General features: G+C 70.1%; 15 protein-coding genes. 4 read left to right on the forward strand and 11 right to left on the reverse strand.

What is annotated here, in order from left to right; genetic code table 11:
* Window positions 1-380: 380 nt before the first annotated feature.
* The 3 genes from ACIBAG_RS21625 to ACIBAG_RS21635 all read left to right on the forward strand — a co-directional run bounded on the left by ACIBAG_RS21625 (window position 381) and on the right by ACIBAG_RS21635 (window position 5,416).
* On the forward strand, window positions 381-1,097 hold the full coding sequence (locus ACIBAG_RS21625) for a FadR/GntR family transcriptional regulator (RefSeq protein WP_399107130.1): 717 nt from the start codon (window positions 381-383) through the stop codon (window positions 1,095-1,097).
* A gap of 324 nt (window positions 1,098-1,421) precedes the next feature.
* Entirely contained in the window at window positions 1,422-3,482 is a 2,061-nt protein-coding gene (locus ACIBAG_RS21630) for a glycosyltransferase family 2 protein (protein ID WP_399107131.1), read from the forward strand.
* Complete coding sequence (locus ACIBAG_RS21635) at window positions 3,479-5,416, forward strand: galactose oxidase-like domain-containing protein (protein WP_399107132.1); 1,938 nt, start codon at window positions 3,479-3,481, stop codon at window positions 5,414-5,416. The genes ACIBAG_RS21630 and ACIBAG_RS21635 overlap by 4 nt, the downstream gene beginning before the upstream one ends.
* A gap of 69 nt (window positions 5,417-5,485) precedes the next feature.
* On the opposite strand, the gene ACIBAG_RS21640 is transcribed toward ACIBAG_RS21635, so the two are convergent.
* Window positions 5,486-6,517: a glycoside hydrolase family 6 protein gene (locus ACIBAG_RS21640; protein ID WP_399107133.1), complete on the reverse strand. Its 1,032-nt coding sequence runs from the start codon at window positions 6,515-6,517 to the stop codon at window positions 5,486-5,488.
* A 184-nt stretch (window positions 6,518-6,701) separates the two neighbouring features.
* Here ACIBAG_RS21640 and ACIBAG_RS21645 point away from each other — a divergent pair, with 184 nt between their 5' ends.
* The gene (locus ACIBAG_RS21645) at window positions 6,702-7,499 is read left to right on the forward strand and encodes a GAF and ANTAR domain-containing protein (protein WP_399107134.1); all 798 of its coding nucleotides are present in this window, start codon (window positions 6,702-6,704) and stop codon (window positions 7,497-7,499) included.
* 285 nt (window positions 7,500-7,784) lie between these two features.
* Here the strand turns inward: ACIBAG_RS21645 and ACIBAG_RS21650 are convergent, their stop codons facing one another.
* The 10 genes from ACIBAG_RS21650 to ACIBAG_RS21695 form a co-directional block, all read right to left on the reverse strand.
* Window positions 7,785-8,450 carry a class F sortase gene (locus tag ACIBAG_RS21650; protein WP_399107135.1) on the reverse strand — a complete coding sequence of 222 codons (666 nt, stop codon included), beginning with the start codon at window positions 8,448-8,450 and terminating at the stop codon, window positions 7,785-7,787.
* Window positions 8,451-8,484: 34 nt separating this feature from the next.
* On the reverse strand, window positions 8,485-9,072 hold the full coding sequence (locus ACIBAG_RS21655) for a hypothetical protein (protein ID WP_399107136.1): 588 nt from the start codon (window positions 9,070-9,072) through the stop codon (window positions 8,485-8,487).
* A gap of 113 nt (window positions 9,073-9,185) precedes the next feature.
* Window positions 9,186-9,965: an HAD-IIA family hydrolase gene (locus ACIBAG_RS21660; protein WP_399107137.1), complete on the reverse strand. Its 780-nt coding sequence runs from the start codon at window positions 9,963-9,965 to the stop codon at window positions 9,186-9,188.
* Between the two features lie 80 nt (window positions 9,966-10,045).
* Window positions 10,046-11,518: an alkaline phosphatase family protein gene (locus ACIBAG_RS21665; protein WP_399107363.1), complete on the reverse strand. Its 1,473-nt coding sequence runs from the start codon at window positions 11,516-11,518 to the stop codon at window positions 10,046-10,048.
* Between the two features lie 215 nt (window positions 11,519-11,733).
* Window positions 11,734-12,801 (reverse strand): 2-aminoethylphosphonate ABC transporter substrate-binding protein, encoded by a 1,068-nt coding sequence (locus ACIBAG_RS21670; protein ID WP_399107138.1) that lies wholly within the window; start codon window positions 12,799-12,801, stop codon window positions 11,734-11,736.
* A 60-nt stretch (window positions 12,802-12,861) separates the two neighbouring features.
* Window positions 12,862-13,659 carry an ABC transporter permease gene (locus ACIBAG_RS21675; protein ID WP_399107139.1) on the reverse strand — a complete coding sequence of 266 codons (798 nt, stop codon included), beginning with the start codon at window positions 13,657-13,659 and terminating at the stop codon, window positions 12,862-12,864.
* Window positions 13,646-14,476 (reverse strand): 2-aminoethylphosphonate ABC transporter permease subunit, encoded by an 831-nt coding sequence (locus tag ACIBAG_RS21680; protein WP_399107140.1) that lies wholly within the window; start codon window positions 14,474-14,476, stop codon window positions 13,646-13,648. Before ACIBAG_RS21680 ends, ACIBAG_RS21675 begins: the two co-directional genes overlap by 14 nt.
* On the reverse strand, window positions 14,469-15,551 hold the full coding sequence (locus tag ACIBAG_RS21685; protein ID WP_399107141.1) for an ABC transporter ATP-binding protein: 1,083 nt from the start codon (window positions 15,549-15,551) through the stop codon (window positions 14,469-14,471). Before ACIBAG_RS21685 ends, ACIBAG_RS21680 begins: the two co-directional genes overlap by 8 nt.
* Window positions 15,548-16,267, reverse strand: coding sequence for a phosphonatase-like hydrolase (locus ACIBAG_RS21690; protein ID WP_399107142.1), 720 nt, complete (start codon window positions 16,265-16,267; stop codon window positions 15,548-15,550). Before ACIBAG_RS21690 ends, ACIBAG_RS21685 begins: the two co-directional genes overlap by 4 nt.
* A gap of 5 nt (window positions 16,268-16,272) precedes the next feature.
* Window positions 16,273-17,397, reverse strand: coding sequence for a TIGR03364 family FAD-dependent oxidoreductase (locus ACIBAG_RS21695; RefSeq protein ID WP_399107143.1), 1,125 nt, complete (start codon window positions 17,395-17,397; stop codon window positions 16,273-16,275).
* Window positions 17,398-17,467 lie beyond the last annotated feature (70 nt).

Genomic DNA, 17,467 nt, shown 5'->3' on the forward strand with positions numbered 1-17,467 from the left:
ATCAGCGGGTCCGGGGTTCGAGTCCCTGGCGGCGCACCGACAGTGAAGGCCTCTCGCAAGCGCGGGGGGCCTTCGCATTTTGGGATGGCTTCCCCGACGCCACAGCGGCGGCTGGGGGTCCGGGGGTCACCCCCCGGAAGATGCAGCATCAGCGGGTCCGGGGTTCGAGTCCCTGGCGGCGCACCGACAGTGAAGGCCTCTCGCAAGCGCGGGGGGCCTTCGCATTTTGGGATGGCTTCCCCGGCGCCACAGCGGCGGCTGGGGGTCTGCGCGGCTGCGCCGCGCGTTGCGGGGGCTCCGCCACCCACACCCCCGTCGGACCGGAAGCCCCTCGTGCAAGCGAGGGGCTTCCGGCGTGTTTGGCCGGATACTCTCTGGCCATGGCAGCTCGTGACCTGCAGGAGCGGATCAAGAAGCTCATCATCGACCGGCGGCTGGCCTCGGGGGCCCCGCTGCCGACGGAGCCGGAGCTGATGGCGCACCTCGGTGCCAGCCGGAACTCCGTGCGCGAGGCGCTCAAGGGGCTGCAGGCGATGGGCATCGTCGAGATACGGCACGGGTTCGGGACCTACGTCGGCACGATGTCGCTCGCGCCGATGGTCGAGGGCCTCGCCTTCCGCACGGTCGCCGGGCACCACCGGGGCGAGGACACCCTGCTCCAACTGCTGCAGCTGCGGGAGGCCGTGGAGACCGGGCTGGTGTCGCGGCTCGCGGGGCGAATACCGGACGCCGACCTCGTTGAACTCGACGCGCTCGTCGGCCGTATGGAAGAGCAGGCCGCGCGAGGCGGCGACGGGATCGCCGAGACCGACCGGGCGTTTCACGCCACCCTCTACCGGGGGCTGGACAACGCGCTGCTGGGCGAGGTGATGGAGGCGTTCTGGGACGCCTTCCACCGCGTCCACACCGATCTCGGCGGCGCGCCACAGGATCCACTGGTCACCTGCCGGCAGCACCGGGAGATCGTGGACGCGGTGCGGTCGGGCGACGCGGTACGGGCGGAGGAGGCCATAAGCGAGCACTTCGGCAACATCCGCGCCCGCGTGTCCACAACGGGTACACAACACCCCCACAGGTGCCACAATGAGCGCGTATGACCGGTAAACACCTCGTTTCGCATCTTGCGATCATGTGGAACGACGGAGACCCTGGTGATTGGTTTTTCAAGATGCTGCGGATTCGCGGCAGTTGGGGGGCAAGGAGCCGGTTGCCGGTTTTCGACGGGGAGTAGGGGGCCCTGTTCATGGCCGCATGCCGAGGGGGGCATGATGCAACCGGAAGGTCGCTGTTCCATGTCTAAGGTGGAGAAGATGTGGTGACTGCGGCCCACCACTGATACGGCCGTGAAGGTCGAGGGGGACCGGAGCGGCCGTAAAGGAACCGACAGACACGCGGTTGAACCGCGTGTGGGGGGATGACTCATGACGTCGACGCCGACGGGCGCCCGGCAGAACTTCGACCCGTCTCAGACCGCCCAGTTGAGGGTGCCTTCGCTGACCCGGACCGGGGCCTTCCGCCGGATAAAGAAGACGCTGCCGAAGTACGACTACGAGCACTACAGCCGGCTGGCCGGCCCCCTCACCCAGCCCGACCCGAACAAGCCGTACCGGGTCGAGTACCGCTCGCTGATCTCCCAGGAGCCGCACCGCATCAGGGTCGCACTGATGCTGGCCGCCGCCCCGGTGCTCTCCCTGGTCCTGCTGTTCTGGCTGCTGCAGCCCGAGCACTGGACCGAACGGGACTATCCCGCCTATGACTTCCTGCCGGCGCTCGACATGGTGATGCTCGTCTCGATCGGTCTGATCGAGTTCTTCCGCTGCATGAACGTGGTGTCCAACGCGCACGCCACGCTGGTCGCCCGCGACCCGATCCCGGTGGTGCCGGAGACGGGCACGAGAGTGGCCTTCCTCACCTCCTTCGTGCCCGGCAAGGAGCCGCTGGAGATGGTGACGAAGACCCTGGAGGCGGCCGTCAAGCTGCGCCACCGGGGCCTTCTGCACGTATGGCTGCTCGACGAGGGCGACGACCCCGAGGTCAAGGAGGTGTGCGCGCGGCTCGGCGTGCACCACTTCTCCCGCAAGGGCGTCGCCAAGTGGAACCAGGCCAAGGGCCCGCACCGCGCCAAGACCAAGCACGGCAACTACAACGCCTGGCTCGACGCCCACGGCGACGACTACGACTTCTTCGCCTCGGTCGACACCGACCACGTGCCGCTGCCGAACTACCTGGAGCGGATGCTCGGCTTCTTCCGCGACCCGAACGTCGGCTTCGTCATCGGCCCGCAGGTGTACGGCAACTACGACAACTTCGTCACCAAGGCCGCCGAGTCCCAGCAGTTCCTCTTCCACGCCCTCATCCAGCGCGCGGGCAACCGCTACGGCGCGCCGATGTTCGTGGGTACGTCGAACGCCGTACGCATCAAGGCGCTCAAGCAGATCGGCGGTCTGTACGACTCGATCACCGAGGACATGGCGACCGGCTTCGAGATCCACCGCCACAAGAACCCGGCCACGGGCAAGAAGTGGCGGTCCGTGTACACGCCGGACGTGCTCGCCGTCGGTGAGGGGCCGAGCGCCTGGACGGACTTCTTCACCCAGCAGATGCGCTGGTCGCGAGGGACGTACGAGACGATCCTCAAGCAGTACTGGAAGGGCTGGTACTCGCTGCCGCCGAGCAAGCTCTTCAACTACACGATGATGATCATCTTCTATCCGATGTCCGCCCTCAACTGGATCCTGGCCGCGCTGAGTTGTGCGCTGTTCCTGGGCCTGGGCGCCTCGGGTGTGAACATCGACCCCACGATCTGGCTGATGCTGTACGGCAACGCCTCCGCGCTCCAGATCGGCCTCTACGTCTGGAACCGCCGCCACAACGTCTCGCCGCACGAGCCGGAGGGCTCCGGTGGTGTGGCCGGCATGGTGATGTCCGCGCTGTCGGCGCCGCTGTACGCGAAGGCGCTGATCGACTCGGTGCTGCGCAAGAAGAGCAAGTTCGTGGTGACGCCCAAGGGCGATTCGGCCAGCCCCGACAGGTGGTTCGGGACCTTCCGGTACCACTGGTACTTCATCGTGATCTTCGGTGCGTCGATCGCCGCCGGGTTCGTGTACGGTCACTCGCACCCCGCGATGATCATCTGGGCGACCTTCGCCATGCTGATCACCGCGACGCCGATCTTCGCCTGGCGCTACATGCTGCGGCAGGACAAGAAGAGGTCGGCCGCGACGGTGCCTGCGCAACCGGCGTCGTACCAGCCGACGTCGTACCAGCCGACGTCGCACCAGCCGGAACCGCAGCCGCTGCCCACGCAGCAGGCGCCCACGCCGCACGCGCACGCGCCGCACGCCCGGCACGCGCCGCAGCACAAGCCGAGTTGGGCCGCCGCGTCGAACAGCGGCGGTGGCGGTGGCGATGGCGGTGGCACCGGAGGCAACGACCAGACCATGCAGATCGCCCTTGGTGGACTTGGGGGACGTAAGGAATGAACGACCGTGCAGGCCGCCGCCGCGCCCGTCGACTCGCGATAGGTACGGCGGTGGTACTCGCGCTGGCCGGAATGAACGGGCCGTGGCTCTATCGCGTCGGCACCGAGAAATACCACCAGTACCAAATCAACAGACCCGAGTACAAAGCCGAGAACGGCAAGTGGGAGATCGTCGAATTCCCCGAGGAGTACCGCCAGAACACCATCCACGCGGCGCTCCTGCACACCGGCAAGGTGCTGTTGATCGCGGGCTCGGGAAACAATCAGGACAACTTCGACGCGAAGAAGTACGACACGCGGATCTGGGACCCGGTCAAGGGCACGATCAAGAAGGTGCCGACGCCGAACGACCTGTTCTGCACCGGCCACACCCAGCTGGCCAGCGGCAATCTGCTGATCGCGGGCGGCACGAAGCGGTACGAGAAGCTCAAGGGTGATGTGAAGAAGGCCGGCGGCCTGATGATCATCCACAACGAGAACCCGGACAAGCCGATCACCCTGCCCGCGGGCACCAAGTTCACGGGCAAGGAGAACGGCAAGACCTTCGTGTCGAAGGACTCGGCGCTGGTGCCGCGCGCCAAGAAGAAGTTCGACCCGGAGACCGGCAAGTTCCTGGGCAACACCCCCGGTATCTACCGGGTGTACGTCGAGGCGCAGAAGGAAGGCGCCAAGTACGAGACCGGCACCCAGGACAACTACCGCGTCCAGGGCCTGACGGGTGCCGACGCGCGCAACACGTACGGCATCGCGCAGAAGCTCGCCCTCGACAAGAAGGACTTCCAGGGCATCCGGGACGCCTACGAGTTCGATCCGGTCGCCGAGAAGTACATCAAGGTCGACCCGATGAAGGAGGCCCGCTGGTACCCGACGCTCACCACCCTGAGCGACGGCAGGATCCTCAGCGTCTCCGGCCTCGACGACATCGGCCAGCTGGTGCCGGGCAAGAACGAGGTGTACGACCCGAAGACCAAGACGTGGACCTACACGGCGAAGGAGCGGCAGTTCCCGACGTACCCGGCGCTGTTCCCGATGCAGAACGGCAAGATCTTCTACTCGGGTTCCAACGCGGGCTACGGCCCTGACGACGTGGGGCGCGACCCGGGCATCTGGGACGTCGACACCGACAAGTTCACCAAGCTGCCCGGGCTGAGCGATCCCAAGCTGATGGAGACCTCGGGCACGGTGCTGCTGCCGCCGGCGCAGGACGAGAAGTACATGGTGATCGGTGGTGGCGGCGTCGGCGAGTCCAAGGAGTCCAGCGAGAAGACGCGGATCATCGACCTGAAGGCGGACGACCCGAGGTTCGTGGACGGGCCGTCGCTGGAGAAGGGCACGCGGTATCCGCAGGCGTCGGTGCTGCCGGACGATTCCGTGCTGGTGTCGGGCGGTTCCGAGGACTACCGGGGGCGCGGCGACTCCAACATCCTGCAGGCGCACCTCTACCACCCGGACTCGAAGGAGCTCGACCGGGTCGCCGACCCGCTGGTGGGCCGCAACTACCACTCCGGGTCGATCCTGCTGCCCGACGGCCGGGTGATGTTCTTCGGCTCCGACTCGCTGTTCAGCGACAAGGCCAACACCAAGCCGGGCAAGTTCGAGCAGCGGATCGAGATCTACACGCCGCCGTATCTCTACGGGGACGCGCAGCCGACGCTGTCGGGCGGCCCGCAGACCATCAAGCGCGGCGGGACGGGCACGTTCACCTCGCAGCACGCCTCGTCCATCGAGAACGTACGGCTGATCCGGCCGAGTGCGTCGACGCACGTCACGGATGTGGATCAGCGGTCGGTGGCGCTGGACTTCAAGAAGTCCGGCGACAAGATCACGGTGACGGTGCCGACGAACCGGAATCTGGTTCCGTCGGGGTGGTACATGCTGTTCGTGACGGACGATCAGGGGACGCCGAGCAAGGCGCAGTGGGTCAAGGTCCCGTAGGGCCTGTCCGGCGGACATGCGATCGGGGGTGCCCTTCGTCATGAAGGGCACCCCCGATGCGCGCAAGAGCTACTTGCTGGCCTTCGCCAGGTTCAGGGCGTACTCCGCCCACCACTCCCCCGCCTTCGGACCGCCCTTGCACTCGCCGTCCGACTCACCGGGGCGCTTGACCCAAACATACGCGTCGACCAGCGGGTCCGGCGTCTTCGTCGTCGGGGTCTCGCCCAGCGCGCGGCCGGGCGGGTTGCACCAGCGCTCGTCCGGGTTGCCCTCGGTGTAGGGGCCGTTGCCGTTGCGGCTGGTGTCGATCACGAACGGCTTGTTGCCCACCTTGGCGGAGAGCTCCTTGCCGTAGGCGATCGAGTCCTGGGTCGTGTAGAAGTTGGAGACGTTGACCGAGAAGCCGTCGGCCTGGTCGATGCCGGCGCGCTTCAGGGGCTCGAAGATCTGGTCGGGGTGACCCCAGCCGGCGTTGCCGGCGTCCAGGTAGACCTTGGTGTTCTTCAGGGACTTGAGCTTGCTGACGGCGCCCTTGAGGAGGTCGTAGCGCTCCTCGTGGTACTCCGGGGCCGTGCAGTTGTCCACCATGTGCAGCACCGCGTCCGGCTCCAGGATGACCGTCGCCGCACGGTCGCCGATGCCCTTGGCGACGCCGTCGACGAACGCCCGGTACGCGTTGCCGTCCGCGGCGCCGCCCTCGGAGAACTGGCCGCAGTCGCGGTGCGGGATGTTGTAGAGGACGAGCAGCGCCGTGCGGCCCGCCTTGTCGGCGGCCTCGGTGAAGCCGCGTGCCTGTTCCTCCGGGCTCTCGGGGCTGATCCACTCGCCCGTCGGCTGCTGAGCTATCTTGCGGATCTGCTCGGCGTCCTCCTTCTGGCCGGCCTTCTGGTAGGCCACGACCTGCTGCGCCGCGTTCCCGTCCGGGTTCACCCAGAACGGGTCGGTGTCCTTGGGCTGCTGACTGATCCCGGCACCTGCGCCGTCCTCCGGCTCTTCGCCGCCCCCGTCGGACGAACAACCCGCGACCAGCAGTGCCGCCCCAAGCACCACCGCGGACGTCCGAGCGCGAGCCCCCCTCCGGGCCCCCCTCTTCAGGTACATCCAACTCCCCCTTGGGTGCACTGTTCCAAGGCTCAATCCTGACATACCCGCCGTGGGGCACACGAGGTCGCCGAGCCTTGTCGGGGACCTGTTACAGCCGCCCTTACCGCTCCGATGAGCAGAATGGGTTTGCGCGTCCGTAAAGCTCGGTCGACAGGGGACACAGGGGAAGGGGCGTGCGGTCATGCACCGGTCCACCCGGGACATACGGCTGGCGGAGGCGTTGGTGGAGACGGCGGACACCCTCGTCGACGGGTTCGAAGCCGTGCACTACTTACCTCGCGTCGCGGATCACTGTGTGCGGTTACTGGCCGCGCGGGCGGCCGGGTTCATGCTGATCGACGAGGACGGGACGGTGTCGCTGACGGCGAGCGGCACGCATCGGGAGGTCGCGCTCGATCTGCTGCGGGCCCAGCGGGGCGGGGGACCGTGCCTGGACAGCTACAGCTCCGGCCGGCCGGTGCCGCCGGTCTCGATCGGGGCGGCCCGGGCCGCCGCGCGCTGGCCGGAGTTCACGGAGCGGGCGCTGGCCCACGACATCGCCGGCACCTTCGCGGTCCCACTGCGCCGCCACGAGCGGCTGCTCGGCGCGCTCAACGTCTTCGTGGCCACGCTGCCCCCCGAGACCGCCTCGCCCGACGACGCCGCTTCCGACGACGGCACCGAACTGCGCCTGGCCCAGCTCATCGCCGACTGCGCCGCCCTCGGACTGCAGAACCACACGGCGTACGTCCAATGCCGCACCCTCGCCGGTCAGTTGCAGCAGGCGCTGTCCAGCAGGGTGCGCATCGAGCAGGCCAAGGGCATGCTCGCCGAGCGCTGGAACACCCCGGCCGACCACGCCTTCGTGGCGCTGCGCCAGTACGCGCGCCGCCACCAACTGCCCCTGGACCGGGTCGCGCAGGCGGTCATCGACCGGGTCGCGGACGACGCCGAGCTGCGCCGGGGGGCGAGGGGCGGGGACGACGGGGGACGCGCGTAACACGCCGTCGCGCGGTGGGTGCGCCCCCCTGCCACCTGGCCCTCTAGGCCCCGGCGGCCATCCGTTCTAGAGTCGTTTCCGGACGACCCCAGCCCCCGGTCGGACCATCCCCACTGGTCACACCAGACCTCCCGCGCCGGTCGCCGGGTTACTCCCGCAGCCCGTGCGCGCGCGGTTGAGGACCAGCCCGGTCGGCGACTTCGGGGGAGCGAGTCGTCGACCGGGCCAGGTGAGCTCGCGCAGTCCCCACCGCGTGTCACGTCACCAGGTCACATGGCGACCACGTCACAGCCCCGTGCCCGTGAGGTACGCCGACACGATCACGTTCGCCGTGTAGCTGCGCGTCGTGCGGTCGAAGGTGCCGCCGCAGGTGATGAGGCGGAGTTCGGACCGGCCGAAGTGGCGGGCGCCGTACGCCTGGTGGGCGTCGAAGCGGTCGCGGGCCACGACGCGTACGTTCTCCACGGTGAACTCGGCGACCCTGCCGTCGTCGCGGAGCACCCGGACCGTGGCGCCCGGCCGCAGTGCGCCGATCCGGTGGAAGACGGCCGGCCGGGTCTCGGTGTCGAGGTGCCCCACCATCAGCGCTGCCCCGGCGGCCCCCGGTTTCACCCCGGCCGCGTACCAGCCGACGGCGTCGGCCCGGTCGTAGGGCGGCGGATCGACGGCGCCCCGCGCGTCGAGCCCCCGGGCGACGACCGGTGCCCGCACGCCGAGCCCCGGGATGTCGAGGCGCTGTGGCAGCGCGTCCCCCATCGGTGGTGCGGCGATCGGCAGCCGCACCTGCTGGGGCCGGCCGACCGCGGCGACGTCGCCGGACACCGGCGCGGACACGGCCTGCCGTACGTCGGTGATCTCCCGCCCCCACAGCCACAGCCCGACCAGCAGCAGTGCCCAGGTCACGCCCATGAGGAGGCGGCCGCCGTGGGAGGTGCGTTCTTGGCCGGACATGGTCAGCGCGACCCGTCTCGCGATCGAGCGTCCTTCACCGCTGCCCACCCGCCTCCCGGCTGAACGCCTCGCGCTGCTGCCGGCTCCGGCGTGCGCTCCTGAGCGCCACGGCCGTGGCCGCGACGCCCGCGAGGACCAGGCCGGTCACGGTGTGCGCGGTGCCGGGGCCGGCCGCGCGGGCGTCCACGACGGCGAGTTGTGCGGTGCCGCCGCCGCCCGCCCGGACCGGGGCCACGGGAGAGGCCGGCGCCGACGGCTGCGACCCGTGCCGCCCGGACCGTTCCGGCCCCTTCCGTACGACGGTGACGGCGCCCTCGGCGGCCGTGTCCCCGCAGGCGACCCGCACCTCGTACGTCCCCGCCGTCAGCGTGGAGCGGACGCGGCTCTCGCCGGCGAGCGTGCCGTCGTCGGCGACCGTGAGGCGGGCGTCGGCGACGAACGCCGCGGAGACGGCCGTCGCGGTCTTCCCCGGACACCCGCTCACCCGCAGCGCGATGTCGCTGCCGGGGTGCGGGGACGACGGACTGACCGAGACACCCCCGTCCGCCGCGTATGCCGCCGGGGTGACGGCCACCGCCCCCAGAGCGGCGATCGCACAGAGAGTGACTCGCAGTGATCCCATCGTGAACCTCCAGATATCTGGAGATTCCCTCCGGAGCACCGGACCTGCACCTCAAACTGGTCCGTAATGCTCCGTATGGGTCGTTTTTCGGGCATATGAGGTTTCGAAACCGGTCAGATCCGGTCGACGAGGTCCGCGATCGAGTCCACGACCTTGGACGGCCGGTACGGGAAGTTCTCCACCTGCTCGGGACGGGTCAGGCCGGTGAGCACCAGGAACGTCTGCATGCCGGCCTCCATGCCGGCCAGCACGTCGGTGTCCATACGGTCGCCGATCATCGCGCTGGTCTCGGAGTGGGCGCCGATCGCGTTCAGGCCGGTCCGCATCATCAGCGGGTTCGGCTTGCCCGCGAAGTACGGCTGCTTGCCGGTCGCCTTGGTGATCAGCGCGGCGACGGCGCCGGTCGCGGGCAGCGGGCCCTCGGCGGAGGGGCCGGTCTCGTCGGGGTTGGTGCAGATGAAGCGGGCGCCGTCGTTGATGAGGCGGACCGCCTTGGTCATGGCCTCGAAGGAGTAGGTGCGGGTCTCGCCGAGGACGACGTAGTCCGGGTCGTGGTCGGTGAGGATGTAGCCGATGTCGTGCAGCGCGGTGGTCAGGCCCGCCTCGCCGATGACGTACGCCGAGCCGCCCGGGCGCTGGTCGCCCAGGAACTGCGCGGTGGCCAGCGCCGACGTCCAGATGTTCTCGATCGGCACCTCCAGGCCCATGCGGTTCAGCCGGGCGTGCAGGTCGCGCGGGGTGTAGATCGAGTTGTTGGTGAGGACGAGGAAGGGCTTGCCGGAATCGCGCAGCTTCTTGATGAAGGCATCGGCGCCGGGGATGGGAATGCCCTCGTGGATGAGCACACCGTCCATGTCGGTGAGCCATGACTCGATGGGCTTGCGGTCTGCCATGGTGCTGGGTCTCTCCTGGCCTGCGTACGGGATGAGCGGGAGGGCGCCGGAACCACGCCGTGCCGACGCCCCCAGGGTAGTCAGGAGAGGCTGATTCCGACCCCGTCGATCACCCAGTACCAGTTGTTGGACCCGGTGTAGCGGAACCGGAAGTGAACGGTGGTGGCCCCGGAGGGGACGTCGACGGTCAGCGACTGCGGCTGCGAGACGACGTCGGAGGTGTAGCTCCTGACGACCGAGGGGGTGCCGCCGTTGAAGGACGCGAGGACCTGGGCACTCTGGGAGCCCTCCTGCCGGTAGAGGGTCGTGAAGTCCAGCCGGACCTTCGCCTTCCCCGTGACGTCGTACGCGGGCGTGACCAGCGTCGAGTCGTACGTACCGGAGAAGGACCTGTCCGCCCACTCGTCGGAGTCGGCGACCGCGAAGACGCCCCGCGCGCGGACGTTGAGCTCACGCCACTGGTCGCGTTGGGTGCGGGACCAGAACTCGTCGGTGGCGAAGGCCCAGCCGCGCCATTCGGTCATCCCGCCGCTGCCCATGGCGTCGTTGATGACGGACCAGCCGCTGGGCGGGGTGTGGGTGTGGCCGAGGACGGTCGACGGGATGCCCGTCTCGTCCGTGCGGGCGGACAGGGTGAGCGCGTCGAAGGGGTCGGCGGACCGCTCCTGGATCGGCTTGCCGTCCAGTCCCCAGGCGGGGTCGACGGGGATGCCGAGCTGCTTGAGGACCGTGGGGACGACGTCGACGAGGCGGGTGTCGAGGGGACGCGCGCCCGCGGCGATCCCGGGACCGGTGGCCAGGACGAAGGTGCGCCGTTCCTCGATCGCCGAACCGCCGTGGCCGCCCGCGTCGAGGTGGCCGTGGTCGGTGGCGACGATGACCGTCCAGCGCTCCGTGGCATAGCTCGGCCGGGCCCTGATCGCGGCGCGCAGCCGGCCGAGGTAGTCGTCCTGGACGGCGATCTGGTCGAGGTAGGCCTGGCTCCCGGCACCGGAGCTGTGGCCGACGATGTCGGACTGGCCGAAGTAGACGAACAGGACGTCCGGGTTCTGGTCGCGGATGATCGTCTCGGCGTCGGCGGCGATGGTGGCGTCGTGCCTGGTGTAGCCGTCGGCGTCACCGTCGAGGACGAGCTTCGCGTCGGCGCCCGGGGTGACGGTGCCCTCGGTGTCCAGCGGCTTCCAGTCGACGGCGGCGTAGGTGGCCAGCGCGGGCCGGAGCTGGGCGAGACGGGCGAGGAAGCCGGGATACCGGTCGTACCTCTTGCCGGCGAAGGTGTTGTCCCTGACGCCGTGTTTGTCGGGCCAGACCCCGGTGGAGATCGTGGACCAGCCGGGGCCCGAGGAGGTGGCGGCCATCGGGCTCGCGTACAGCAGCGAGGTGCCGTATGTGCCCTCGCGCATCATGGCCTTCAGGTGCGGGGCGTTCGCCGCGTCGATGCGGTCGTGGCGGAGCCCGTCCATGCCGATGACCAGCACCTTGTCCTTGCTGGTGCCGTTAGGGAGGGTGGGGACGGCATGGGCGCCGGGGGCGGTGGAGGCGCCCAGTGCCATGGTGGCGGCGGTCGCCGCGGTGGTGGTGAGGACGGTGCGGCGGGACGGGTGTGACGTCACGTGATCCTCCTGGGACAGGTGGGCGCGGGCATGGCAGGCGCCCCCGGTTGTGCTGCCCAGGGGCGTTGCTCATGGGAGAAGCGGGGGAGTTGCTCGAGGGAAGAGAGGGAGAAGTCCCGCGGCTCCCGCGGGTGCCGGCTGCCGGTCGCGGGGTGTCAGCTGCCGGTGGCCGACTTCCAGGCGTCGACGTACGACGTCAGGTTCTCGTCGATGTCGTCCCAGTCGGGCTCGAAGACCTCGACGCCCTCCATGGTCTTCGTGAGGGCGATGGCGTTGGCGTCGGTGGCCTTGACGTCCTGTCGGGAGCTGAAGCCGCCGCCGATCTCGCTGACCTGCTGCTGGGCGCCCTGGCTCAGCATGAAGTCGAGGAGCTTCCTGCCGTTCTCGCTGTGCGGGGCGCCGGTGACGAGGCCGGCTGCGTAGGGCAGGGCGAAGGTGGTGGGCCTGCCGCCTTCGCGGGCGGGGAACCAGATGCCGAGGTTCGGCATGGTCTTGGACTGGGCGTAGTTCATCTGGACATCGCCGTTGGCGACGAGCAGTTCGCCCTTGTCGACCTTGGGGGCGAGCTTGCCGGTGGAGGCGGAGGGGCCGACGTTGTTGGACTGGAGCCTGCCGAGGTAGTCCATGGCCGGCTGCTCGCCGCCGAAGTCGTGCATCGCCTTGATGAGGACGGCGGTTCCGTCGCCGGCGACGCCCGGGGTGGAGTACTGCAGCCTGTTCCGGTACGAGTCGTCCAGCAGCTCCTCCCACGTCGTGGGCGCCTGCTTCAGCTCCCGCTTGTTGTAGATGAACCCGAAGTAGTTGTTCACCACGGACGTCCAGGTGCCGTCGGCTGCCTTGTCGGCGCCGCTGACCTGGTCGGAGCCCTTCGGGGCGTACTTCTGGAGCAGGCCCTTGCCGTCGGCCTGCTGGATGAACGGCGGGAGCGTGACGAGCAGGTCGGCCTGCGGGTTGCTCTTCTCGCGGGCGGCACGCTGCACCATCTCGCCGGAGCCGCCCTCGACGTACTCGACCTTGATACCGGTCTGCTTCTCGAAGTCCTTGAAGATCCGGTCGTACCAGCCGTCGCCGTTCTCACCCTTGAGGCCGTCGGCGCTGTAGACGGTGACGGCCTTCTCGTCGGAGGCGGCGGAGTCGCCGCCGCAGGCGGACAGAAGCGGGGTGGCGAGGAGGGAGAGGGCGATCGCGAGCTGGAGGCTGTTCACGGGCTTGGTTCTGGGCATGGCGGGGTGAACTCCTTGCGGGCTGAGGGTCTCTGGCGACGTGGGCTTCGGCTTGCGGGATCAGCGGTACGAGGCTCTGGTGCGCAGGCGGGACACGACGAACAGCGCGATCAGCGTCGCCGCCATGAGGACCACCGCGAGGGCGGAGCCGGCGAAGAGGGCGCCGCGGTCGGTGGCCGCGTAGATCAGGACGGGCAGCGGGGTCCAGTCGGGCGGGTAGAGCATCATCGTGGCGCTCAACTCGCCCATGGACAGGGCGAAGCAGAGGCCGGCGGCGGCGGTGAGCGAGGGCAGGAGGAGCGGAAGCCTGACCCGCCACAGGACGTAGGCGGGCCGGGCGCCGAGGGAGGCGGCGGCCTGTTCGCAGGCCGGGTCGAGGCGGGCGAGGGCGGCGGACACGGACTGGTGGGCGAAGGCGGTGACCAGGACGGCGTGGGCGAGGATCACGATCTCCCGGGTGCCGTTGAGCAGGAACGGCGGTTGGGAGAAGGCGACGAGGATCGCGAGGCCGACGACCACGGAGGGGACGGCGACCGGGAGGACGAAGAGCGCGTCGAGCACCCGGCGATACCGCCGCTTCAGCCCGGCCGCCGCGAGGGCGGCCCAGGTCCCGGCCGCCAGGGCGAGCAGGCTCGCGGCCGCGGCCGTGAGGAGGCTGGTGGTGAGGGCCTGGAGGGCCTCGCCGCGGGTGGCGGCGCCGTAGTGGCCGGTCGTGAAGCCGGACGGCAGCACGCTGGACCAGGTGGTGGCGAGGGACGCGCCGAGGACGACGAGGAGCGGCAGCGCGAACAGCGGCAGGAACAGAACGAAGAACAGCAGCCATACGGCCCACCGCGCCCCGCGGCTATGCACCAGCACGTCGGCTCACCACCCGGTAGAGGCCGTAAAGCCCCACGGAGATCAGGACGTTGACGACGGCGACCACGCACGCGCCCGGGTAGTCGGACTCCAGGATCGCCTTGCTGTAGACGAGCATCGGCAGAGTCGTGACTCCTTTCGCGCCGGTGAACAGGACGATCCCGAACTCGTTGAGACACAGGACCAGCACGAGGCTGCCGCCCGCCGCGAGGGCCGGCAGCGCCTCGGGGAGGATCACCCGGCGGACGATGCGCGCAGGGCGCGCGCCGAGCGAACCGGCCGCCTCCAGCTGGGCGGTGTCCAGCTGGGAGAAGGCCGCGAGCAGCGGTCGTACGACGAAGGGCGTGAAGTAGGTGATCTCCGCGAGGAGCACTCCCCACGGGGTGGTGAGGAACTGGAACGGGCCGTCCGGGGCTCCGGTGACGTCGGTCCACAGGCCGTTGGCCATGCCGACCGAGCCGTAGATGAAGAGGAGGGCCAGTGTGATCAGGAAGGACGGGAAGGACAGGAAGACGTCGATGAAGCGGGCCACCGCGCGTGCTCCGGGGAACGGCACGAAGGCGATGACCAGCGCGATCACGAACCCGAGGACCAGGCATCCGGCGGTCGATCCGGCCGCCAGCCAGACGGTGGTCCACAACGCGTCGCGGAAGGCGTCGGAGGCGAAGACGTCGGCGTAGGGCTTCAGGGACGTGCCGCCGGTGTCGGGCTGGAGGGACTGCTGGACGACGAGGGCGAGCGGGTAGAGGAAGACGAGCGCGAGGAGGGCGACGGGCGGGCAGGCCCACAGCAGCCTGCTGGTCGTGCCTCTAGTCATGGGTGACTCCGGCGGTCAGCAGCACGGCGTCCTCGGGGGCGAAGTGCAGGGTCACCTCGTCGCCGTGAGCGGGCGGCGCCTTCAGTTCCCGCAGGTCGGCGATGACCCGGTGGCCGTCGACCTCGACGTACAGCCGGTGTGTGGCGCCGCGCCACTGGATCTCCCGTACGGTCCCGGAGAGCCGGTTGGGCCCGTCGCCGAGGCCGACGAGGTGGGGCCGTACGCACAGCGTGGCCTTCGCGCCCGGTGCCGCGCCCTCCGTGTCCACCTTGATCTCGCCGCCCCCGAAGGCCACACCGCCACCGGAACCGACCGTCACCGGCAGCAGGTTGGCGTTGCCGACGAAGGACGCCGTGAACTCGTCGGCCGGGGACCGGTACAACTCCCTCGGCGTCCCGCAGGCCTGGAGCCGGGCGCTGTCCATCACCGCGACGCGGTCGGCGAGGGTGAGCGCCTCGACCTGGTCGTGGGTGACGTAGAGGATCGTCATGTCGGGCAACTCGCGGTGCAGTCGAGCGAGTTCCGCGAGCATGCCGGAACGGAGCCGGGCGTCGAGGGCGGAGAGCGGTTCGTCGAGGAGGAGGACGCCGGGGCGGATGGCGAGCGCACGGGCGATGGCGACGCGCTGCTGCTGGCCGCCGGACAGCTCGCGCGGATAGCGGCGGGCGTAGCCGGCCATGCCGGTCATCTCCAGGGCCTCGGCGACCCGCGTGCGGATCTCGGTCCTGGAGACCTTGGGGGCCTTTCGCGCCCGGTCCGCCCGCTGCGCCTTCAGCCCGAAGGCGACGTTCTCCTCGACCCGCATGTGCGGGAACAGGGCGTACTGCTGGACGACCATCCCGATGCCCCGCCGGTACGGCGGCAGGTCCGTCACATCCAGCCCGCCGAGGAACACCCGCCCGGAGACGGGCCGCGCGAACCCGGCGACCGCCCGCAGCGCGGTGGTCTTGCCGGAGCCCGACGGCCCGAGCAGCGCCATGACTTCGCCGGGTTCGACGGTGAGGTCGAGGGCGTCGAGGACGACGTTGCCGTCGTGGGCGACGGTGACGGAGTCGAAGCGGATGCCACCACTCATGCGAGCACTCCGGGCAACTCCGCGACGGAGCCAAGGACATGGGTCGCGCCGGCCGCCCGCAGCGCGTCCGCGTCGTGCGCGCCGGTCAGGACGCCGGCGACGACGCCCGCGCCCGCGCGGACCCCGCTGAGCATGTCGTACGAGGTGTCGCCCACGACGACGATCTCCCGGACGTCGTCGGCGGCCGCCGTACGCAGTAGGGCGGTGAGGACCATGTCCGGGTACGGCCGCCCCCGGCCCCCGGCGTCGGCGGGGCACAGGGTGAGGGGCACCAGGTCGCGCCAGCCGAGCGCGGCCAGGATCGCGTCCTGGGTGGGGCGGGCGAAGCCGGTGGTCAGCACGACCGTACGGCCTTGGGAGGTCAGTTCCTCGATGGTCTCGCGCGCGCCGGGCAGGGCCGCGACCCGGCCGCCGTCGACGAGTTCGGCGTACGCCGCCTCGAAGGCCTTGTTGGCCTCCTGGGCCCTCGCCTCCTCCCCGAACAGCTGACGGAAGACGGAGATCTTGGACTCGCCCATGGTGGCTCGGACGTAGTCCAGCATCGAGTCGGGGTCGGCGCCGAGGTGGCGTGCGGCCGCCGCGAAGGCGCTCTCGACGAGGCCGCCGTCGGCGACGGTCGTACCGGCCATGTCGAGCACGACCAGCCTCGACGGCGGTTTGTTCTGCTGACCGGGACATTCCTGCGGATGGGGACTGCCCTGCTGACTGCTCGTCATTTTCCTCACCAGCCCAGTTCGTTCGCGGTCGTCTCGGCTATCGCGGGCGAGCAGGTCATGCCGCGCCCGCCGGGCCCGGTGACCAGCCACACCCCGTCGCGCACCTGCTGGCGGTGCACGACCCGTCCCGGGTCGGCGCACTGCGCGTACACCCCCGCCCAGCGGCGCCTGATCTTCGGCAGCGGGCGGCCGAGGAGCGACTCGACGACCTCGGTGAGGTGGTCGTAGGGGCCCTCGGCGGTGTCGAAGGCGAAGGGGTGCTCGTACTCGTGGGTGTCGCCGATGGTCAGGCCGCCGTCGGCGCGCTGCACCATGAGCAGTTGCATGCGGTGCGCCGCCGCGGTCTCGGACTGCGGCTGACCGGCGTTGAGCTCGTCCAGGGCGGCGGAGGCGTACGCCGGGTAGTAGCGGAAGCTGTCCGCGTCGGCGACCGACGTGGTGAGCGGTTCGCCGAGCGGGTCGGTCTGCATCATCTGGAGGCGTACGCGGCGGACGGGGAGTTCGGGCCCGGCCAGCTCGCGGACCAGGCCGCCGAGCCAGGCGCCGGTGCACAGGACGACGACGTCCCCGCTGTGCACGTCGCCGTGGTCGTCGCGGACGGCGCTGCGGCCGATGACCTCGCGGACCTCGCGGCCGGGCTGGAAGGTGTAGTTCGGGGACTTCAGGAGCTCCTCGCGCAGGGCGAGCTGTGCGGTGCGCGGCTCGACGGCCGCGTCGCGCTCGCAGTACAGGGCGGCGGTGAACTCGCCGCGCAGGGCGGGGTTCAGGGCACGCGCCTCGTCGCGGGTCAGCAGTTTGTGGCCGCGGGCTGCGGCATCCTCCCGGGCCAGCGCGGTCTCGGCGACTGCGAGTTCGAGGTCGCCGCGCACGGGGGTGAGGGAGCCGTTCGCCCGGAAGCCGAGACCCGGCACGCGGGCCCCGATCTCCTCCCACAGCTGCCGCGCCCGCAGCGCGGCCTGAAGTTCCTCACCACCGGCCCGGCCACTCACCCAGATCTGGCCGAAGTTGCGCAGCGAGGCGCCGCGAGCCTCCGTCTCGCGCTCGATCTGTACGACCTCGTGGCCGCGTTCCACTGCCTGCCAGGCGTGCATGGTGCCCACCACGCCGGCTCCGACGACTATCACTCTCACGACGGCCACGCTCCTCGGGATCGGGGAACCGGAAAGGTCCGACTGCCAACGAGAGCGTGAACTGGCCATC

The organism is Streptomyces sp. NPDC051243, assembly GCF_044455405.1.
Taxonomy (GTDB): Bacteria; Actinomycetota; Actinomycetes; order Streptomycetales; family Streptomycetaceae; genus Streptomyces.